The 18932-nt window shown below is 69.3% G+C and carries 17 protein-coding genes and 3 tRNA genes; 12 read left to right on the top strand and 8 right to left on the bottom strand.

Annotation, left to right across the window (positions count from 1 at the left end; genetic code table 11):
• The first annotated feature begins 244 nt into the window (after positions 1-244).
• Positions 245-321 (top strand) — tRNA-Arg (locus NGJ44_RS13420).
• 179 nt (positions 322-500) lie between these two features.
• A tRNA-Arg gene (locus NGJ44_RS13415) sits at positions 501-577 on the top strand.
• A gap of 251 nt (positions 578-828) precedes the next feature.
• Here the strand turns inward: NGJ44_RS13415 and NGJ44_RS13410 are convergent.
• Positions 829-1053 carry a DUF3079 domain-containing protein gene (locus NGJ44_RS13410; RefSeq protein WP_053245704.1) on the bottom strand — a complete coding sequence of 75 codons (225 nt, stop codon included), beginning with the start codon at positions 1051-1053 and terminating at the stop codon, positions 829-831.
• 199 nt (positions 1054-1252) lie between these two features.
• Here NGJ44_RS13410 and NGJ44_RS13405 point away from each other — a divergent pair.
• A tRNA-Arg gene (locus NGJ44_RS13405) sits at positions 1253-1329 on the top strand.
• A 253-nt stretch (positions 1330-1582) separates the two neighbouring features.
• On the opposite strand, the gene NGJ44_RS13400 is transcribed toward NGJ44_RS13405, so the two are convergent.
• The 3 genes from NGJ44_RS13400 to NGJ44_RS13390 all read right to left on the bottom strand — a co-directional run bounded on the left by NGJ44_RS13400 (position 1583) and on the right by NGJ44_RS13390 (position 3367).
• Positions 1583-1831, bottom strand: a complete 249-nt coding sequence (locus tag NGJ44_RS13400) for a hypothetical protein (RefSeq protein ID WP_200908048.1) — start codon at positions 1829-1831, stop codon at positions 1583-1585.
• An 89-nt stretch (positions 1832-1920) separates the two neighbouring features.
• Complete coding sequence (locus NGJ44_RS13395) at positions 1921-2454, bottom strand: helix-turn-helix domain-containing protein (protein ID WP_251864222.1); 534 nt, start codon at positions 2452-2454, stop codon at positions 1921-1923.
• Positions 2455-2581: 127 nt separating this feature from the next.
• A complete protein-coding gene (locus NGJ44_RS13390; RefSeq protein WP_251864221.1) occupies positions 2582-3367 on the bottom strand; it encodes an SIR2 family NAD-dependent protein deacylase in 786 nt (261 codons plus the stop codon).
• A 200-nt stretch (positions 3368-3567) separates the two neighbouring features.
• On the opposite strand from NGJ44_RS13390, the gene NGJ44_RS13385 reads away from it, so the two are divergent.
• Both NGJ44_RS13385 and NGJ44_RS13380 read left to right on the top strand, forming a co-directional pair.
• Entirely contained in the window at positions 3568-4182 is a 615-nt protein-coding gene (locus tag NGJ44_RS13385; RefSeq protein WP_082308431.1) for a cysteine dioxygenase family protein, read from the top strand.
• Positions 4183-4272: 90 nt separating this feature from the next.
• Positions 4273-5037 carry an IclR family transcriptional regulator gene (locus NGJ44_RS13380; protein ID WP_053245707.1) on the top strand — a complete coding sequence of 255 codons (765 nt, stop codon included), beginning with the start codon at positions 4273-4275 and terminating at the stop codon, positions 5035-5037.
• A gap of 89 nt (positions 5038-5126) precedes the next feature.
• Here NGJ44_RS13380 and NGJ44_RS13375 read toward each other — a convergent pair whose 3' ends face one another.
• Entirely contained in the window at positions 5127-6095 is a 969-nt protein-coding gene (locus tag NGJ44_RS13375) for a tripartite tricarboxylate transporter substrate binding protein (protein ID WP_053245708.1), read from the bottom strand.
• Between the two features lie 289 nt (positions 6096-6384).
• Here NGJ44_RS13375 and NGJ44_RS13370 point away from each other — a divergent pair, with 289 nt between their 5' ends.
• From NGJ44_RS13370 to NGJ44_RS13350, 5 genes are read left to right on the top strand one after another with little or no spacing between them, the layout of a single operon-like run.
• Positions 6385-7572, top strand: coding sequence for a CaiB/BaiF CoA transferase family protein (locus NGJ44_RS13370; RefSeq protein WP_251864220.1), 1188 nt, complete (start codon positions 6385-6387; stop codon positions 7570-7572).
• Positions 7569-8336 (top strand): enoyl-CoA hydratase/isomerase family protein, encoded by a 768-nt coding sequence (locus NGJ44_RS13365; RefSeq protein WP_286012358.1) that lies wholly within the window; start codon positions 7569-7571, stop codon positions 8334-8336. Before NGJ44_RS13370 ends, NGJ44_RS13365 begins: the two co-directional genes overlap by 4 nt.
• A gap of 54 nt (positions 8337-8390) precedes the next feature.
• A complete protein-coding gene (locus NGJ44_RS13360) occupies positions 8391-9224 on the top strand; it encodes a CoA transferase subunit A (protein ID WP_053245709.1) in 834 nt (277 codons plus the stop codon).
• A complete protein-coding gene (locus tag NGJ44_RS13355; protein WP_251864219.1) occupies positions 9217-9951 on the top strand; it encodes a CoA-transferase subunit beta in 735 nt (244 codons plus the stop codon). Before NGJ44_RS13360 ends, NGJ44_RS13355 begins: the two co-directional genes overlap by 8 nt.
• Before the next feature lie 10 nt (positions 9952-9961).
• Positions 9962-11482 (top strand): class I adenylate-forming enzyme family protein, encoded by a 1521-nt coding sequence (locus tag NGJ44_RS13350; protein ID WP_251864218.1) that lies wholly within the window; start codon positions 9962-9964, stop codon positions 11480-11482.
• Here the strand turns inward: NGJ44_RS13350 and NGJ44_RS13345 are convergent.
• Positions 11479-11994: a MarR family winged helix-turn-helix transcriptional regulator gene (locus tag NGJ44_RS13345; protein WP_053246187.1), complete on the bottom strand. Its 516-nt coding sequence runs from the start codon at positions 11992-11994 to the stop codon at positions 11479-11481. The two genes, NGJ44_RS13350 and NGJ44_RS13345, sit on opposite strands and share 4 nt — an antisense overlap.
• A gap of 250 nt (positions 11995-12244) precedes the next feature.
• Here NGJ44_RS13345 and NGJ44_RS13340 point away from each other — a divergent pair, with 250 nt between their 5' ends.
• Complete coding sequence (locus NGJ44_RS13340; RefSeq protein ID WP_251864243.1) at positions 12245-13219, top strand: Bug family tripartite tricarboxylate transporter substrate binding protein; 975 nt, start codon at positions 12245-12247, stop codon at positions 13217-13219.
• 10 nt (positions 13220-13229) lie between these two features.
• Positions 13230-14798 (top strand): sulfatase-like hydrolase/transferase, encoded by a 1569-nt coding sequence (locus tag NGJ44_RS13335; protein ID WP_251864217.1) that lies wholly within the window; start codon positions 13230-13232, stop codon positions 14796-14798.
• 47 nt (positions 14799-14845) lie between these two features.
• On the opposite strand, the gene NGJ44_RS13330 is transcribed toward NGJ44_RS13335, so the two are convergent.
• Together NGJ44_RS13330 and NGJ44_RS13325 are read right to left on the bottom strand one after the other, a co-directional pair.
• A complete protein-coding gene (locus NGJ44_RS13330) occupies positions 14846-16948 on the bottom strand; it encodes a TonB-dependent siderophore receptor (protein ID WP_251864216.1) in 2103 nt (700 codons plus the stop codon).
• A 286-nt stretch (positions 16949-17234) separates the two neighbouring features.
• Positions 17235-18917: an AMP-binding protein gene (locus NGJ44_RS13325; RefSeq protein ID WP_251864215.1), complete on the bottom strand. Its 1683-nt coding sequence runs from the start codon at positions 18915-18917 to the stop codon at positions 17235-17237.
• Positions 18918-18932: the final 15 nt, after the last annotated feature.

The raw sequence follows: 18932 nt of genomic DNA, 5'->3' as shown, positions 1-18932 counted from the left end.
CGCGCGTGCCCAGGCGCAGGATGGACCTTGCGCGGAAAGCGGCGCCCTGTCATTGCGCCGCGGGCTCGCCGGATGACGGCCGGCATCGAACGGCCTTAAGACGAGAGACTCAAGAACCAGAGACTCAAGGCCCTGGCGGTATGACCGATTGCTGTCCGCAGGCTGTACGCGGGAGAAGGGCGCGGCTTTTGACCAGTTGCGGAGTTGGTGAAATACCGCTATGATTCAAAGCTTGCTTTTTCAAGCGCCCGTAGCTCAGCTGGATAGAGTACCTGGCTACGAACCAGGGGGTCGTAGGTTCGAATCCTGCCGGGCGCGCCATTTCTTTTGATGTGGCTGAAAAACAAGAAATCAGGAAAGCAGAGCAGGCGGCGCCGGTTCGATCGAATGATGAATCGAATCACCCGAATCAAATCGGTGCGCAGCCGGAAATGCCTGATTGATTATGCAGCAACGATGGCATGATTATTTTTCTGATATAATTTTGCCTCTTTGCCGGAGCGCCCGTAGCTCAGCTGGATAGAGTACCTGGCTACGAACCAGGGGGTCGTAGGTTCGAATCCTGCCGGGCGCGCCACATAAGCAAAGAGCAAAAGAAAAGCAAAACCAGACGAGCAAGCAGAAGAAAAACAAGCGCGAGAATAAGCTTGCGAAGCAAGCTGAAAATTAAGCTGCAAGACGAGCCGAGGGAATCCCGCGGCAAAATCGAAAAAGGCCTTTGATTGCGTATCGAAGGCCTTTTTGTTTTGCGCGAGACTGATGCGGTTGCCGCGCCGCGGCGTCGCGGCTCTGCGCAACCGCGCCTGCCAGCCTGCCAATGGCTAACCCTTAGCGAGAGGGCGCGTGGGCCGGCGGCGGCTCGGGTTCGTCGCAGGGCGTTTCGTCCAGCCCCCAGTCGCCCACGGTGTACCAGTCCTCGCCCAGCAGCTCGGCCGGGTGCATGGTGCGGCCCGAGCCGTTTCCGCAGGCGAGGGATTCGGTAGGACAGTAGCGGTCGCAGCCCCAGCAGATGCGTTCGGGGTGTTTGGGATGCAGTGGGAATTTCTTGGCCATTTCGGCGATCCAGGATTGCGCGCGCCCGGCTCGCGCGGAAATCTCCGGCCGTCGGCCGAAGTCATGTCATGCGGCGGGGCTGGTTCCAGCGTAACCACGGATGGGCCGCGGGCCTTTGATCTCGCGCAAGCTCCGGCGCGCCCGTCCTGTCTGATTTGCCCGCTGGCGCGCGGACATGGTATAAACACGCCTCTTTAGCGCGCCCGTAGCTCAGCTGGATAGAGTACCTGGCTACGAACCAGGGGGTCGTAGGTTCGAATCCTGCCGGGCGCGCCACCCCTCTTTCCGCCTGCATATCCCTGTTCCGCAGGCGAGCCTGGCGCGTCGATGCGCCCGCCGCGTCATCAATGGGCTGTGCCCGGCAGGCAGCCCCGCACTGGCCAACCCCGTAACAGCAAGCCCCGGTCGGCAAGCCCCGGCCGGCAAGCCCGGCCGGCAACCTCGACGGGCAATCCCGATCGGCAGCCGCGAGCGTCGTTCCCGCATGTCCATGCCGCGACGTTTCCCGGCCGGCCAGGCTGGCGCGCGGTCAGACGACCCGGCGGTCGAGCGCGGTGAGCGACGTGCCGCTCTTGAGCAGTTGGTAGACCTGGCCGCCCAGCCAGGCCACTTTCTCGCCGGAACTGGTGCGGCAGTAGCAATGGGTGCTGGGATCGAAACGGGACGTGCCCAGCGCGGAATAGGCGTCGGGGTCTGCCACAAAACGCTCGATGCGGTAGAGCGTGCCGTCGGGGGCGGTTGCCAGTACATCCGTCAGTCGTCTTGCGGTTCCGTGCATTCCTGCTACCTCCACGTCGGGTTCATGGGAGAGGAAGAAAGCCCGCCCGCGGGCTGGAGGGAAAAGGTTCCAGCCGCGGGGGCGGGGCGTCAGCGATGCTCGCCCAGTTGGGAGTCATCGAGCTGCTCGGGCGCGACGCCAAGCGCGTGTGAAACGCGTTCCAGCACGGAGGGCCGCGGCTGCGGCCGGGGACGCTCCAGGTCGACGTAGATCGAATGATCCACGCCCAGCCGGGTCGCCATTTCCTGCGTGCTGATGTTGAGATGTTCCCGCCATGCGCGGATCAGGCTCCAGTCGTTGCCGGTCTTGAGACTCAGCACCGCCCGCGGAAGCCCGCGCGCCAGCGGGGTGTCGCGCCGGCGCGCGGGCGCGTCCCTGCGCGGCGCCATGCTGTTGCGCACTTCACGCTGCCGGGGGCCCGGCGCGGCGTCGGCCGTGTAGATCGCGTTGCCGCGCACCTGGCGATACTGGTTGCCGCCGATCCAGCATAGCGGCTCGCCGTTGTCGAGCCGGCATTCGCAGTCCAGGTGCAGATTGCTGGACGTGCTTTCCAGCTTGGCAATGGTTTCCCGCGTCGTGGCGTGGCGGATCACACGGTGCAGCACACCGTCGGCCGAGCGCACGAAAACGTCGGGCAGTCTCCAGGAAAACGTGATGATAGGCCTCCGTGCCAGATTTTTCCGCCAATGTAGCCGCGCGCGGGCCAGCTGGGATTTGGGGTTTCCCCGCGCCTCGATGCGCCCCCGGTTTTCAGCCGGAATGTCGCAGTCCCGACGCCCGCAGCAGCGCGGGCAGCAGCGTCGCCGCCGGGCCGTGCAGATTGTGGTGGGCGCGCGCATCGAGCGGGGTGGCGGCCGGGTTCACCTGCGCGACCACGGCGCCCTTGGACAGCGCCAGCAGGGGCAGTTCCGCGGCCGGATACACCAGCGCTGACGTGCCCACGCTCAGCAGCAGGTCGCAGCGCTCGGCCGCGCCGCGCGCTTCTTGCCAGGCCCGCGCCGGCAGGCTTTCGCCGAACCACACCACGCCCGGCCGCACCGGCGCGCCGCAGGCGCCGCAAGCCGGCGGCATGATGCGTCTGCCCTCGCCGGGGTCTTCCGGCGGGTCCGCTTCCGGGCGCCAGGGCTGGCCGCAGGCCGAGCATCGCGGCGCGTGCAGGCTGCCGTGCAGGTGCAGCACGCCGGCGCTGCCGGCGCGCTCGTGCAGGTCATCCACGTTCTGCGTGACGACCGTTACCTCGGCGCCGCGCCGGGCCAGTTCGGCGATGGCCAGGTGCGCGGGATTGGGCCGGGCGCGCAGCGACTGGGCGCGGCGCCATTCGTACCAGCCCCAGACCACGTCGGGGTGGGCGCGAAAGGCTTCAGGGGTGGCGAGCGCCTGCGCGTCGAAGCGCGACCACAGCCCCGTGAGCGCGTCGCGGAATGTCGCGATGCCGCTTTCGGCCGATACCCCGGCGCCCGTGAAGACAACGATGCGCCGCGCTTCGCGCAGCGCGCGGGCAAGCGCCGGGGGAATGTCCTGATGCGTAGTTGTCATTTCCTGCCTTGTCGTGCGTGCGATACGCTGCACGGACGGCTGGCGGCTGTCAAGCGGCGTCGCGCGGCGCGCTGCGGTCGGTGCCGGCGTCGAGGGGGAGGCGGATATCCCGGATCGTGGCCGGCCCGTCTTTCATGTAGGATTTTTCATCGCTTCCTTACCTTGATTGCCGCGCATCGACCGCGGCCCGGAGACCCAGCATGCCCGAGACGCCCGCCGGCCTGGAGCGGCTGCGCCGCTTTATTGCCGAGGCCACGCGATTGGCAACGCCCGAAGGGCTGGCGCAAAGCCCGCGCCTGGAGGCGGCGCTGGCCGAGCTGGTCAGCCACGACGACTGGCTGCCGCCCGCCTGTGCCCAGCCGCATCCGCAGTATTACCAGCAATATCTCCTGCATTGCGATCCGCTCGAGCGTTTCTGCGTGGTGAGCTTCGTCTGGGGGCCGGGCCAGTCCACGCCCGTGCACGACCATGAGGTATGGGGCTACGTGGGCATGCTGCGCGGCGCGGAGATCGACCAGCGCTATGCGCGCCTGCCGGACGGCCGCGTTGCGCCGCGGGGCGAGCCCGCGACCCTGCGCCCCGGCCAGGTGGCGCGCCTGTCGCCGCAGGAGGGCGACATCCATCGCGTTTCCAACGCGCACGCCGACCGCGTTTCGATCAGCGTGCACATGTACGGCGGCAATATCGGCGCGGTGGCGCGCCACGTATACGACCCGGCCACCGGCCAGGCCAAACCCTTCGTGTCGGGCTATTCGTCCGCCCAACTGCCCAATCTCTGGGACCGCTCGGAAGCGGTGCGCGCCGCGCTGCGCTGATCCCGCGCCGCAAGCCCGGAAGCAGGGCGGCTATCGCGGGGGCCGCGGTCATGCTATGTTCATGTCCTAAATATTGGGAAACATGCAAACATGGACAAAACCCTGCTCAAGGGCCTGATGGTGCTCGAAGCGGTGACGGACGTGGACAATCCGCCGCGCACTATCGACGCGCTGGCCGCGCGCGTGGGACTCACCCGGAGCAACACGCACCGCACCTTGCAGACGCTGATCCATGCCGGCTACGTGGTCAAGGACGAGGAAGGCGGCGGCTATCGCGGCGCCATCCGGCTGTTCGAACTGGCCGCCCGGCAACTGGCCCAGCTCGACGTGCGCAAGCTGGCCGCGCCGCATATGCGGGCGCTGGCCGACCTGACCGGCGAAACCGTGCACCTGTCGGTACTGGATGGTTTCGACGTGGTGTACGTGGACAAGATCGACAGCCCGCAGCCCATCCGCGCCTATTCGATGATAGGCGGCCGCGCGCCGGCCTATGCCGTGGCCACGGGCAAGGCCCTGCTGGCCTACCAGCCGGAGGGCTATGTGGACCGCTACGAAGACCAGCTCGTGCGCCACACGCCCGCCACGCTGGTTTCGCTGCCGCTGCTCAAGGAAGAGCTGCGCAAGATCGCGCGGGCCGGCTACGCCGTGAACCGTGGCGAGTGGCGCGAAGGCGTGGGCGGGCTGGCCGTGACCATCCTCAACAGCCTGGACCAGCCCGTGGCGGCGGTGGGCATCTCCGGTCCGCTGGACCGCCTCGGCCCGGCCCGGATGAAGCAGCTGGCTCCCGAGGTGGCCGCCTGTGCGCAGGCGGTGTCGCGGGGCATGGGCTACCGGGGCGGCTATCTGGGCCAGTAGGCGCGCTTCCGCGTCGCCGCGGCCCGCGGGGAAAAGCGGGTGGCGTCGACGGCACCGGCTTGACGGCACGGGGCCCGCGCCCGGTGGATTCATCGGCGCGCCGCCGACAGGCGCACCACGTCGGCCCAGCGCGCGACTTCCTGCCTGAGCACGCGGGTGGTTTCGGCCGGCGTGGTCGCTACCGCGTCGGCGCCCAGCCTGAGCGCGGCCTGCCGCACCGCCGGCAGGGCGGCGGCCTTGCGCATGCCTTCGGAGAGCCGGTCCACGATGGCCTGCGGCGTGCCCGCGGGCGCGAGCAGCGCATAGGCGGTGGCCACGGAATAGTCCTTGACGCCTTGCTCGGCCAGCGTGGGCAGGTCGGGCAGCGCCGTGGCCCGCGTGGCGGTCGTGACGCCGAGCAGCCGGATCTTGCCGCTGGCGAGCTGCGGCAGCAAGGCGGGCAGGGTCTCGATCACGAGGTCGATCTGCCCGCCCAGCAGGTCGGTAATGGCCGGCCCGCTGCCACGGTACGGAACATGCATGAGGCGGACGCCGGTGACGACCTGGAAGAGTTCGCCCGCCATGTGTTGCGAGGTGCCGTTGCCCGCCGAGCCGAACGTGAGCGTGCCGGGCTTGCGCTTGGCCAGGGCGATGAGCTCCTGCGCATTGCGCGCCGGCACGCTGGCGTTGACGGCCAGCGCCATGGGCATGCTGGTCGCCATGGACACGCCGACGAAGGCGGTGGCGAAGTCATAGCCCGGCTTGTCCGGCAGGGCGGCATGGATGGCGTGGCTGCCCACCGCGCCCATGAGCAGGGTGTAGCCGTCGGGCGCGGATTTGGCCACGTACTCGGCGCCGATCTCTCCGCCCGCGCCGCCCTTGTTCTCCACCACCACGGGCTGGCCGATCTCGTCGCCCAGGTGCTGGGCGTAGATGCGGGCCGCGGCGTCGGTGGCGCCGCCCGGCGGAAACGGCACGACCATGCGCACGGGTTTGGACGGCCAGGTGTCCGCAGCCGCGGGGCCGGCCGCCAGGGCCAGCGCCGCGCCCGCCAGGGCCAGGCGCAACAGGATCTTCATCTTTCGTCTCCTTGGCATGGGCGGGCCGGCATGCGCGGCTTGACGCGTGTACGGCCTCTTATTATTTCCTAAAATTTAGGACTTAAATTTCAATAATTGTTTTACTAAGAATTCCACACGATGATATGCTGGTCAACAAATAAGCACGCGACCTAGGGAATGTTCTAATTTCCCCGGGGAATCCTTGCAGTCGTTCGAGAGCAGGCCCGATCATGGCACTGCTGCGCCGCGGCGCTTTAGATTGTTTTGTTCATCCCAAATATTGATTTTTAATAACGAGAGGTCAGACATGACACCCAGTGCGGCACTGGCCGGCATCAAGGTGCTGGAGATATGCAATGTGGCGGCGGGCCCGTTTTGCGGCATGCTGCTGGCGGACATGGGCGCGGACGTAATCAAGGTCGAGAACCCCGAAGGCGGCGACACCCTGCGCAGCTGGCCGCCTTTTTCCGACGGCTACAGCGAGAACTTCGCCTCGCTCAATCGCAACAAGCGCTCGGTGACGCTGAACCTGAAGCATCCCGGCGACCTGGCGCTGGCGCGCGACCTGGCGCTTTCGGTGGACGTGCTGATCGAGAACAACCGGCCGGGCGTGATGGACCGCCTCGGCCTGGGCTATGCCGCGCTGTCGCGCGGCAATCCGCGCCTGGTCTACTGCTCGATTTCCGCTTACGGGCAGTCCGGGCCGCGCGCGCAGGAGGGCGGCTTCGATCTCACCATCCAGGCCATGAGCGGCATCATGAGCGTCACGGGGGAGCCGGGCGGCGAGCCCGTGAAATGCGGCGTGCCGCTGGCCGATTTCTCCGCCGGCCTGTACGGCGCGTTCGCCATCGCCTCGGCCCTGCGCGCGGCCGCGGCCACGGGGCAGGGCACCCACATCGACGTGCCCATGCTGGGCGCCACCCTGGGCATCGCGGCGCTGCAGACCTCGGAATTCTTCGGCAGCGGCAAGGATCCGGCCAAGCTCGGGTCCGCCCATCCGCGCAACGCGCCCTACCAGGCGTTCCGCTGCAAGAACGGCTATTTCGGCATGGCGGCGGGCAACAACGCGCTATGGAAGAGCGTCTGCCAGGTCGTGGGCCGCGCCGACCTGGTTGCCGATCCGCGCTTCGTGGACACCAGCGCGCGCGCGCGCAACCAGGCCGAGCTGCGCGGCATTCTGGAAACCGTATTCGCGGCCCACGAGGCGCCGCACTGGCTGTCGCGCTTCCGCGAGGCCGGCGTGCCCTGCGCGCCCATCAACACGTATTCCGAGGTGCTGGCCGACGAACAGGTGGCGCACATGGGCTGGGTGCAGCCGCTGGATCTGCCCAACGGCGCGCGCACGCGCACCTTCGGCCCGCCCGTCCGCTTCGACGGGCAGACCAGCGCCGTGCGCCTGCGGCCGCCGGCGCTGGGCGAACACAATGCGGAAGTGCTGGACGCGCTGCGCGCCGGATTGGGGCGCGGCGATACGGCCCAGGGGGCAGAGGCATGACGCAGCCCGGCGGATCGAAGAGCGCAACCGCGGGCCGCGCCGCGCCCGCGCCGCTGCGGGTCGAATGGCGCGACGGCGTGTGCATGCTGACGCTGGCCCGGCCCGAGAAGATGAATGCGCTGTCGGCGGAACTGGTGGAGGCGCTGATCGCCGCGGTGGACGAGGCTGCGGCGCGGGGCGTCCGGCTCATCGCGCTGCGCGGCGAGGGCAGGAATTTCAGCGCGGGCTTCGATTTCGGCGGCTGGGAAACGCAGAGCGAAGGCGACCTGCTGCTGCGCTTCGTGCGCATCGAGACGCTGCTGCAGCGCCTGGCGTCCTCGCCCTGCCTCACGCTGGCGCTCGCGCACGGGCGCAATTTCGGGGCGGGCGTGGACCTGGCCGGCGCCTGCAAATGGCGCGTGGGCGAGGCGGGCGCCACCTTCCGCATGCCCGGCCTGAAGTTCGGGCTGGTGCTGGGCACGCGCCGGTATGCCGCGCTGGTCGGCGCCGAGCGCGCCCGCGCCGTGCTGGAGCAGGCCGCCACGTTCGACGCCGAAACGGCGCTGCGCGACGGCTTTCTCACCCGGCTGGCCGCGCAGGCGGCATGGGATGGAATAGTGGACGAGGCCGCGCGCGTGGCGGGCGGGCTGGCCGTCACGGCGCGCGCGCAGCTGTACGCCGCGCTGGACGCGGAAGACCCGGACGGCGACCTCGCGCGCCTGGTTCGCTCGGCGGCCGAGCCCGGCCTCAAGCAGCGTATCGCCCGGTATCTGGAGGCCCGTTAGCGCATGCCGCCCACCGCGCGGCGGCAAAGAAAACGGGCAGGCAAAGGAGACAACATGAGTTCCGGATTCAACCAGAAAAACAAGCTGCGCTCGCTGGAGGAACTGGCGGCGCTGGTGCCCGACGGCGCCTCGGTCGCGCTGGGCGGCAGCTTTCTGCACCGGGGGCCGTTTGCCTTCGTGCGCGAACTGATCCGCCAGAAGCGGCGCGGCCTGGAGCTGATCAAGCAGTCGCCCGGCTACGACGTCGACATTCTGTGCCGGGCCGGCGTGCTGGCGCGCGTGCGCGCCGGCATCGTGGCCATGGAAGGCAATTTCGGGCTGGCGCCCTGGTACCGCAAGGCGGTCGAGCGCGGCGAGATCCGCCTGGAAGAGCATGCCTGCGCCAGCCTCACGGCTGGCCTGCGGGCGGCGGCCTTCGGCGTGCCGTTCCAGCCTTGCGGCGGGCTGCACGGCAGCGGCCTGCCCGAGCTGAACGGCTGGAAATGCCTGGACGATCCCTATGGCAGCGGCGAGCGCACCTGGGTGGTGCCCGCCATCCGGCCGGACTTCGCCGTCATCCACGCCTGCGAGGTGGACGCGCAGGGCAATGTGCGCGTGCACGGCACCGCGCACTGGGACCGCATCATGTCGCGCGCGGCGCGCTCGGTGCTCGTGGTGGCCGAGAAGCAGGTGGACAGCGCCGTGTTCGAGGCCCAGCCCGAGGCCACGCTGGTGCCGTTCTTCATGGTGCAGGCCTACGCGGTGGCGCCGCGGGGCGCCTGGCCCGGCTCCTGCTGGCCCGACTACGAAATCGACTATCCGGCCGTGGAAGCCTACATGGACAAAAACGGCGACTTGCAGGCGCACCTGGATGCAGCGCCCGAAGCGCGGGAGGTGGCGCATGGCTGAGCAATGGTCGGGCTTTTCGTACATCGTGACCAACCTGGCGCGGTTCATCCGGCCGGACGAGATCACCTTCAGCGGCGTCAACTCCACCCTGCCCATGCTGGCCTGCCTGCTGGCCAAGCGCGCCTATGACTGGGATTTCGTCTACATCAACGTGGCCGGCGGCGTGAATCCGCGCCCGTCCAAGGTGCCGTTGTCCAGCTCGGACCCGGTGCTGGCCGAGCACACCGCGTCCATCTTCTCCAACGAGGATTTCTACGACCTCTGCACGCGCGGCCGCATGGACCTTACCTTCCTGGGCGCGGCGCAGATCGACGGCGCGGGCTGCGCCAACAACTCGTGCATCGGCGACTGGCATGCGCCCAAGGTCCGCCTGCCTGGCGGGGGCGGCGGCGCGGTCATGCTGCCCACGGCGCGGCGCGCCTGCACCTGGCGCACCGAGCACTCGCGCCGCACCTTCGTGCAGCGCCTGGATTTCATGACGTCCTGGGGCGGCTTTCACGGCGTGGTCACGCCTATCGCGGTGTTCGTCAAGCGCGACGGGCGGCTGGCGCTGCAATCCTGGCATCCGGATTCCAGCATCGACGAAGTCCGCGAGCGCACCGGATTCGCGTTCGACGCCCAGGACGCCGCGCCCACCGCGCTGCCCACCGCCGCCGAGGCGCGCGCGCTGCGCGAACTGGACCCCGACGGACGGTTCGAGCGCGACGCCGCGGTGTCCTTGCGCTGAGGAGGCGGCCATGGACGACTCGCACGAGACGCTGGTGCGGGCCTGGGCCGGGCGCTGGCGCCATCCGGATTGGCGCGCGCGTCCCGCCCTGGCCGATGCGGCGCGCACGCTCAGCTATGGGCAGCTTCACGCAGCCGTCGGCCGGACCGCGCAGGGGCTCGCGCGCGCCGGCGTGGAACCGGGCGACTACGTGGCGGTGGCCATGGAGCGTTCGCTGGAACTGGTGATCGCCTTGCTGGGCGCGATGGCGGCGGGGGCCTGCCCCTGCCCGCTGGAGCCGCGCATTTCGGCCGGGGAGACGGCGCGCCGCATCGACGCTGCGGGCCTGCGCTGGCTGCTGCACGACGAGGCCCATGCGCCGCTGGCCGAAGCAAGCGGGCTGCCCGCCGCACGGCGGATCCGCCATGACGCGCTGGAGGGCCGAGGCGCAGACTGGCCGGCGCCGGGCATCGCGCCGGACGCGCCCGCGCTGCTGCTCTTCACCTCGGGCAGCACCGGCAATCCCAAAGGCGTGCTGCTCAGCCACCGGGGAATCGCCAACAACGCGCGCGGTGTGCTGGCGCACACCGGGCTGACGCCGGACGACGTGCTGCTGCACGTGATGCCGCTGCATCACACCAACGCGCTCAACAACCAGATATTCACGCCCCTGCTGGCCGGCGCGCGCGTGGTCCTGGCCGGCCGTTTCCGCGCCGAGGACATGCCGGGCCTGCTGGAACGCTTCCGGCCCACCATCGTGACCGGCGTGCCCACAATGTACGCCCGCATGCTGGAACTGGAATTCGACCCGGCCAGCCTGCGCGGTCTGCGTTTCGCACGCTGCGGCTCCGCGCCGATTACCGAGGCGCTGCACCGGCGCATCGAGGCGTTGCTGGGATGCCCGCTGGTGGTGTCGTACGGGCTGTCGGAAGCAACCTGCACCTCCACCATGAATCCGCCGCGCGCGCGGCGGGTGGGAACGGTGGGCACCGTACTGGCGGGACAGGCGGTCACGCTGCGGCTGGCCGACGGCAGCCTCGCGCCGCCCGGCGGCGAAGGCGAAATCTGCATCGAGGGCGACAGCCTCATGCTGGGCTACCTGGGCGCGCAGGCCACGGGCGGCCGGCCCGCCATCCTGCGCACGGGCGATCTGGGCCGCTTCGACGCGGACGGCTATCTGAGCATCACCGGCCGCATCAAGGACGTCATCATCCGCGGCGGCGAGAACATTTCGCCGGCCCTGGTGGAAGGCGTGATCGCGGCACTGCCCGGCGTGGCGGCCTGCTGCGTGGTGGGCGCGCCGGACGAAGACCTGGGCGAGGCGCCGGTGGCCTTCGTGACGCGCGCGCCGGGCGCGGCCGCGCCCGAGGCGCCGGCGATATGCGCCGCCGTGCTCGAAGCCCTGGGCCGCATCTATGTGCCGCGCGAGGTGCACTGGGTGGACGCGCTGCCGGAAAACGCCGTGGGCAAGGTGGACCGCAAGGCGCTGGCCCGCCGGCTGGCCGGCGGCGCGCCGGCCCGGGCGCGCGGGGAACCCTCGCCGCACGCCTAGGCGTACTGGGCCCGCCGCGTGCCGCCGGCGCGGCGGCTGGCCTTGTCGGTGACGATGTTCTCTTCGGCCATGCGCCGGCCGCGCTGCTCGATGCGGCCGAGGAAGTCGCGCAGCATTCCGACCTCGGCTTCGCTGAGGTCCTGCACCAGCATGTCATTGAGCCGCGCCACCTCGGGCAGCAGGGCGCGGTAGCGGCTGCGTCCTTCTTCGGTGGCCTCGACCAGCACCACGCGCCGGTCGGCCTGGGCATGCAGCCGGCGCACCCAGCCTTTTTCGCACAGCGCGCCCAGCGTGCGGGAGGTGCGCACCAGATCGAGCTTGGCCGCGGCGGCCAGCTCCGCCGAACTCATGATGCCGCCTTCGACGGCGCAGGCCAGCAGCCGCCATTCGCGCCGCGTGATGCCGAAGCGGCCTTCGCACAGGCGCACGAATACCGGGTTGGATTGGGACCAGGCCTGGTACAGCCGGTACATCAGCATGTCGGACAGGCAGGGTTGGGAGGGCGAGGTCATGGCGTCTCCTCTCGGATCGCGCCGCCCTGGGCGCTCCCGTCGCGCATGGGGCCGCGCCGGCGGCGGGCAGGCATGCATGTCGTTATGGAAAGTACTGGATTAGATCAACAAAAGCCCGCATTGCTAAATTCATTTTGCCTATTTGCGAATGGGCCAGGCATGGACAAAGCCATCGCGCCCATGCCGGAACGATAAGCCGCTTGCCGGCCCGGACGGCGCGGCCCCCAAGGAGAAGACCATGCAAGAACGTATGAAGAAATGGGCCGCGGCCTGTGCGCTGGCGTTGCTGGCCGCCGCGCCCGCGGCCCATGCCCAGGCGTCGTCCCCGCCCCTGGACGGACCGCTGACCATCGTGGTGGGCTACCCGCCGGGCGGCAGCTCCGACCGCATTGCGCGGCTGGTGGCCGAGCGCCTCAAGGACAGGGTGGGCGTGTCGGTGGTGGTGGAGAACAAGACCGGCGCGGGCGGACGCATCGCCGCCCAGGGGCTGCGCGCGGCCGATGCGCGGCAGAACGTGCTGATGCTCGCCAATCCGGCCGTGATGGTGGTGGCGCCGCTGGTCTACGACAAGCCCGGCTACGACGCCAGGGCCGACTTCAAGCCGGTTTCGCTCGTGAGCCGGTACAAGTTCGCGCTGGCGGTGGCGGCCAGCTCGCCGGTGAAGGACGTGGCCGGCTTGCGGCGGGCGCTCGAGGCCCACCCTGGGGAGTTCGCCGTGGGCGTGCCGGCTACCGGCAGCCTGCCGCATTTCTTCGCCCTGATGCTGGGGCGCGCGCTCGGCCAGACGCCGGAAGTGGTGGGCTACCGCGGGTCCGCGCCCCTGATTTCCGAGCTGATCGGCGGCATCCTGCCGCAGGGCATCGACACGCTGGACACGCTGCTGCCGCAGCACCGCGCCGGCAAGATCCGCATTCTCGCGACCTCGGGCCAGACGCGCGACCCCGATCTCGAAGACGTGCCCACGTTCCGCGAGGCCGGGGTGGACCTGGCCGCCGACGGCTGGAACGCCTTTTTCGCGCCGGCCGCCATGCCGCAGGCCAAGGTCGAGCGTCTGGGCCGCGACATCGCCGAGGCGCTGCGCGAGCCGGCCCTGCAGGAGGTGGTGCGGGCCGCGTACCTGGAGCCGGTGTCGGCCGGCCCGGCCGACACCGCCGCCGCGCTGGAGGCTTACCGCAAGCAATGGGAGCCGGTCGTGCGGGCATCCGGTTTCAAGGCCGAGCAATGAGGGGACGGGCATGAGCGAGGTGCGCAATGTGCTGTTCATCATGGCCGACCAGCTGCGGGCCGACCACCTGAGCTGCTATGGCCATCCTTATCTGGAAACGCCCAGCCTGGACGCGCTGGCGGCGCGCGGCGTGCGCTTTGACCGCGCTTTCGTGAACTCGGGCGTCTGCGGCCCGTCGCGCATGAGCTTCTACACCGGCCGCTATCCCTCGCGCCATGGCGCCACCTGGAACCGCGTGCCGCTGTCGATCAACGAAATCACGCTGGGCGAATACCTGGCGGGCCAGGGGCGCGAGCTGGCCCTGGCCGGAAAGACCCACGTGATTCCGGACCGGGCGGGCATGGAGCGCCTGTCGATCGACGGCGCTTCCGAGCTGGGCGTGCTGCTCGAACGCGGCGGCTTCGTGGAGCTGGACCGCTACGACGGCCATCACGAGCCCGGCGCCGAGAGCGGCTATCCGGCCTATCTGCGTCGGCACGGCTACGACAGTTCCGACCCATGGACGGACTACGTCATTGCTGGCGTGGACGCCTCGGGCCAGGTGGTCAGCGGCTGGAACATGCGCAACGTGCATCTGCCCTCGCGCGTGGCGGAGGCGCATTCGGAGACGGCCTACATGACCGGCCAGGCGCTGGATTTCATGAAGCGCCGCGGTTCGCAGCCCTGGGTGCTGCACCTGAGCTACGTGAAGCCGCACTGGCCCTATATGGCGCCCGATCCCTATCACCGGCGCTACACGGCCGACCAGTGCCTGCCGGTGCGGCGCAACCGCGCCGAGCTGGAGCAGGCCCATCCCGTGGTGGCGGCGTACCGCCAGCACGAGGAGAGCGTCAGCTTTTCCCGCGACGAGTGCGTGCGCACGGTGCGGCCGGCCTACCAGGGCCTCATCCGGCAGCTGGACGACCACCTGGGCCGCCTGTTCGATTACATGGAGGGCGCGGGGCTGATGCGCAATACGCTCATCGTGTTCACGGCCGACCACGGCGATTTCCTGGGCGACCATTGGCTGGGCGAGAAGGAGCTGTTCTACGACACGGTGCAGCGCGTGCCCTTCATCGTGATGGACCCCTCGGCGGCGGCCGACGCCACGCGGGGCCGGGCGTTGGACGACATGGTCGAGAGCGTGGACCTGGCGCCCACCGTGCTGCGCGCGCTGGACGTGCCCCGGCCCTGGCACCGGCTCGAAGGGCGCGAACTGCAGGACCTGCTGCACGGCGGCGCGCAGCCGCAGGGCTGGCGCGACTGCGTGTTCTCGGAGCTGGACTACAGCTTCCGGCAGGCGCGGCTGGCCCGCGGCAAGACGCCGCGCAACGCGCGGGCCTGGTCGGTGCGCACCGACCGCTGGCGCTACGTGTACTGGCTGGACGAGCCCGAGCAGTTGTACGACCTGCACGCCGACCCGGAAGAGTTCCAGGACCTGGGCGCGAGCTCGGCGCACGCCGGCGTGCGCGACGAGCTGCGCCACCGCCTGCTGGAATGGATGCTGCGCGGCCGCGTCCGCACCACCATCAGCGACGAGGCGGTGGCGGGCGGCACCAACGCCCACAAGCGGGCGGGCGTGTTTTTCGGACAGTGGTAGGCGGGGCCGGGACGCCGCGCGGCGTTCCGGCCCGGAAGATGGCGCGCCTAGAACCGATAGGCGCCGCTCAGCATCACCGTGCGGCGCGCGCCGTAGAAGCAGTCGCCCCGGTCGAGGCAGACGGTTTCGTAGCTGCGGTCGGCAATGTTGTTCACGTTGAGCGCATAGCGCCACCGGCCGTGGTCGTAGCTGACCATGGCGTCGAACAGCGTGACCGAGGGCGTTTCCGGTGCGCCGCCGTCGCGGAAGGCCGACAGCCAGCGCACGCCCGCGCCCACGGCGAAGCCTTCCATGCCGGCCACGTTGAAGCGGTACTTGCTCCATACCGATGCCATGTGGCGCGGCAGGCTTTCCAGTTGCGGGTCGATATCGGTGTAGATGTAGTTTGCGATCACGTCCACCGACTTGGTGACGCGGCCGCGCAGTTCCAGTTCCACGCCGCGCGTGCGGGTCTTGCCGGTCTGGACCTGGTTCTGGGGGTTGTCGGGGTCGTTGGTCTGGCGGTTCTTTTCGCGCAGGTCATAGGCGGCCGCGGTGAACGACAGCGCGCCGTCGGCGGGCATGTATTTGATGCCGGCCTCGTACTGCTTGCCGCGCATGGGCTTCCAGTGCTGGTTGTAGAAGTCCGCGCCCGCGATCGGCGTGAACGATTCGCTGTAGCTCAGGTAGGGCGACCAGCCGTTGTCGGCCGCATACATGATCCCGAACCGCTTGGTGGTGGCGAAGTCGGTTTCGCGGTTTTCTCCTTCGGTGGTGCTGTCGGCGCGGTCGCGGCGAATGCCCGCCACCACGATCCAGTTGCGGCCGAAACGGATCTGGTCCTGGGCGTAGAAGCCGATCTGCTGCTGTTTCTGCTTGGGCGCGTCCGACAGCGCGTAATCGGGCAGGTTGCCGTAGACCGGGTGGTAGAGATTGAGCGGCGTGCCCAGGCCGCTCGCGCTCTGGCTGGTCTGCCGGAAGCGGGAGTAATCCAGGCCCACCAGCACCGTGTGCTCGGTGGCGCCCCAGCGCACCCGGCCTTCCACGTTCTGGTCGGCCAGCAGTGTGCGCATGTGCGGCCTGTTGATGTAGAAGTAGCGGTCCACGGTCTGCTGCGCCGCGTCGATATACGGGTTGCCGCGGGCCGCGCCGTACACGTTCGGGTACATGCTTTCGTAATCGACCCGGCTGACGCTATTGCGGAAGTTCTGGCGGAAGGTCCAGTTGTCGTTGAACTTGTGCTCGAAGAGCCAGCCTACGTTGAATTGCTCGGTGTCGTATTTGTCGAAGCCGGGCTCGCTGGTGAAGCGGCGGGTCGGAATGCGGCCGTTCACGTTTTCCTGCACGGTGCCGTCCCAGGGCAGGAATCCCTGGGTGGAGTCCAGCCGGTCTTTCTGCCAGCTGGCCTGCAGTGTGAGCGAGGTGGCCGCGCTGGGCCGCCAGGTGAGGGAAGGGGCGACGTACAGGCGGTCGTCGTCGGTATGCTGCATCTGCGTGCCGCTGTCGCGGCCCAGCGCCACGATGCGGTAGAGCCACTGCCCGTCCTCGGTCAGCGGGCCGGTCAGGTCGGCGCGGATCTCGCGCCGGTCGTAATTGCCCACGCTGACGCCGACTTCGCGCATGGCCTCGGGCTGGGGGCGCTTGCTGACCAGGTTCACCACGCCGCCGGTGCTGCCCTGGCCGTAGAGCATCGAGGCCGGCCCGCGCAGGATCTCCACGCGCTCCAGGCCGTACACCTCGGTGCGCGGATTGTTGCTGCCGATGTACTGGCGCAGGCCGTCCAGGTACTGCACCGGCTCGGTGCCGCGCACCCGCACATAGTCGCCGCGGTTGTCCACGCCATACGCATTGGGGCGCACGCCCGCCGCGTAGTTCATGGTGTCCTGCACGTTCTGCGCGCCCTGGTCGACGATCTGGTCCAGGGGAATGACGGTAATGGCCTGCGGGGTTTCCGCCAGGGACGTGTCGGTCTTGGTGCCGGCGGCGCTGCGCGAGGCGGAATAGCCTTGCACCGGGCCGGTGGCGGTTTCGCCCGTGGCGGTCACCTGCACGGCGGGCAGCACGGTGGTCGCGTCGGCGGCGGTCTGCGCCCGCAAGGGCGCGGCGGCCAGGCAGGCGGCCAGCGCGGCCCATTGCAGCCCGCGCGGGGAGGGATGGGAGGAAAACGGCATGGGGAGCTCCAGAAGCGGTGTTGCCTTCGGAATAATCTGAAATTATTGCGAATGGCAATCGTAATGAGTCTCAACCGTAGAAGGAATCATTGCGGCGTTCCGGCCGGGCAAGCAGATGTAAAAAAAACCGCCGGTCCGCCTGGTCCGGGGGATGAAAGCGATTGTCTTTCAAGGGCTTGCGCCGTCCCGCGGCCGGGTGCTGGCGCGCGCCCCACTGTCGGGCGGATGCGACAGCGCCCGGCCGCGGGACGGCGCGGCGCGTCGGACGCTGCCGGGGCCCCGGCGATCAGGGTCGGGCGGCCGACCCGGCGGCTTCGGGCTTGAGCTCGCGGCGCAGGATCTTGCCGATGCTGGAGCGCGGCAGCGCGTCGCGGAACTCGACGTACTTGGGCACCTTGTAGCCGGTGAGCTGGGTGCGGCAGTGGGCGATCAGCGTTTCCGCGTCCAGCGCCGGGTCGCGGCGGATCACATAGAGCTTGACCGCCTCGCCGGAGCGCTCGTCGGGCACGCCCACGGCCGCCACCTCGAGCACGCCGGGATGCAGTGCGGCGGCATCTTCCACCTCGTTGGGGTACACGTTGAAGCCCGACACCAGGATCATGTCTTTCTTGCGGTCCACCAGGAAGACGTAGCCGTTCTCGTCCACATAGCCCACGTCGCCTGTGCGCAGATAGCCGTCGGGATGCATGACGAGGGCGGTTTCGTCGGGGCGGTTCCAGTAGCCGCGCGTGACCTGCGGCCCGCGCACGCAGATTTCGCCGCATTCGCCGATGCCGAGCTCGCGTCCTTCGTCGTCGCGGACGGACAGGTCGGTGGAAGGAACGGGCAGCCCCACGGAGCCCGTGAACGTCTGCACGTCCAGCGGGTTGATGGTCACCGCCGGCGAGGTTTCGGTGAGGCCGTAAGCCTGCGCCAGCGAGCGCCCCGTGACGGCGCGCCAGCGTTCGGCCACGGCGCGCTGCACGGCCATGCCGCCGCCCATCGAAAGGCGCATGCGCGAAAAGTCCAGGCTGGCGAACTGCGGATGGTTGAGGAGCGCGTTAAAGAGCGTGTTCACGCCCGTGAACGCGCTGAAGGGCGTCCTGGACATTTCGCGTATGAGGCCGGAGATGTCGCGCGGGTTGACGATGAGCAGATTGCTGGCGCCGATTTTCAGGAAAGTCAGGCAATTGGCCGTCAACGCGAAGATGTGATAGAGCGGCAGCGCCGTGACGATGCATTCCTCGCCTTCGCGGACCAGGGGCGCCACCCAGGCATGAGCCTGACTCACGTTGGCCATGAGATTGCCGTGCGACAGCATGGCCGCCTTGGCAACCCCGGTGGTGCCGCCCGTGTATTGCAGGCAGGCCAGGTCGCTCTGGGCAAGCTCGGGCTCGCGCAAAGGCGCGGCCGCGCCCGCGCGCAGCGCGGTGCGCAGGCGCACCGCTTCGGGCAGGTGGAAGGGCGGCACCATGCGCTTGACACGGCGCACCGCGAAATCCACCAGCCGTCCCTTGACGGGCCCCAGCAGCTCGCCGATGGAGGTGAGCACCACCCGCTCCAGCGCCGTGCCGGGCAAGGCGGCTTGCAGCGTGGCGGCGAAGTTCTCGGCCGCCACGATGACGCGGGCGCCCGAATCGACCAGTTGGTGATGCAGCTCGGGCGCGGTGTAGAGCGGATTGCAATTGACCGCCACGCACCCGGCGCGCCATATGCCGAACAGGCAGACCGGATACTGCAGCAGATTGGGCATCATGAGGGCCACGCGGTCGCCCTTGCGCAATCCCTGCTGCCTGAGCCAGGCCGCGAAATCGCGCGTGAGCCCGTCGAGCCCGGCATAGGTCAGGGTGCGGCCCATGCTGAGGTACGCCGGCCGCGCCGCGAAGCGCGCGCAGCTGTCGCGCACGAGCGAAACCAGGGTGGCGGCCGGGTCCAGGTCGATCTCGCCGGGAACGCCGGGCGGATAGCTCTTGAGCCAGATTCTTTCCATGGGGCGCGGATTCCT

Origin of the sequence: Achromobacter sp. Marseille-Q4962, from assembly GCF_943737005.1 — a bacterium.
Classification (GTDB): Bacteria; Pseudomonadota; Gammaproteobacteria; order Burkholderiales; family Burkholderiaceae_B; genus Achromobacter.
This window is presented reverse-complemented; position numbering and strand designations above follow the sequence as displayed.

Coding starts and splice junctions, on each gene's coding strand:
- NGJ44_RS13410 (WP_053245704.1), bottom strand. CDS start 1,053: ATGGCCAAGAAATTCCCACTGCATCCCAAACACCCCGAACGCATCTGC.
- NGJ44_RS13400 (WP_200908048.1), bottom strand. CDS start 1,831: ATGCACGGAACCGCAAGACGACTGACGGATGTACTGGCAACCGCCCCC.
- NGJ44_RS13390 (WP_251864221.1), bottom strand. CDS start 3,367: ATGACAACTACGCATCAGGACATTCCCCCGGCGCTTGCCCGCGCGCTG.
- NGJ44_RS13385 (WP_082308431.1), top strand. CDS start 3,568: ATGCCCGAGACGCCCGCCGGCCTGGAGCGGCTGCGCCGCTTTATTGCC.
- NGJ44_RS13380 (WP_053245707.1), top strand. CDS start 4,273: ATGGACAAAACCCTGCTCAAGGGCCTGATGGTGCTCGAAGCGGTGACG.
- NGJ44_RS13375 (WP_053245708.1), bottom strand. CDS start 6,095: ATGAAGATCCTGTTGCGCCTGGCCCTGGCGGGCGCGGCGCTGGCCCTG.
- NGJ44_RS13370 (WP_251864220.1), top strand. CDS start 6,385: ATGACACCCAGTGCGGCACTGGCCGGCATCAAGGTGCTGGAGATATGC.
- NGJ44_RS13365 (WP_286012358.1), top strand. CDS start 7,569: ATGACGCAGCCCGGCGGATCGAAGAGCGCAACCGCGGGCCGCGCCGCG.
- NGJ44_RS13360 (WP_053245709.1), top strand. CDS start 8,391: ATGAGTTCCGGATTCAACCAGAAAAACAAGCTGCGCTCGCTGGAGGAA.
- NGJ44_RS13355 (WP_251864219.1), top strand. CDS start 9,217: ATGGCTGAGCAATGGTCGGGCTTTTCGTACATCGTGACCAACCTGGCG.
- NGJ44_RS13350 (WP_251864218.1), top strand. CDS start 9,962: ATGGACGACTCGCACGAGACGCTGGTGCGGGCCTGGGCCGGGCGCTGG.
- NGJ44_RS13345 (WP_053246187.1), bottom strand. CDS start 11,994: ATGACCTCGCCCTCCCAACCCTGCCTGTCCGACATGCTGATGTACCGG.
- NGJ44_RS13340 (WP_251864243.1), top strand. CDS start 12,245: ATGAAGAAATGGGCCGCGGCCTGTGCGCTGGCGTTGCTGGCCGCCGCG.
- NGJ44_RS13335 (WP_251864217.1), top strand. CDS start 13,230: ATGAGCGAGGTGCGCAATGTGCTGTTCATCATGGCCGACCAGCTGCGG.
- NGJ44_RS13330 (WP_251864216.1), bottom strand. CDS start 16,948: ATGCCGTTTTCCTCCCATCCCTCCCCGCGCGGGCTGCAATGGGCCGCG.
- NGJ44_RS13325 (WP_251864215.1), bottom strand. CDS start 18,917: ATGGAAAGAATCTGGCTCAAGAGCTATCCGCCCGGCGTTCCCGGCGAG.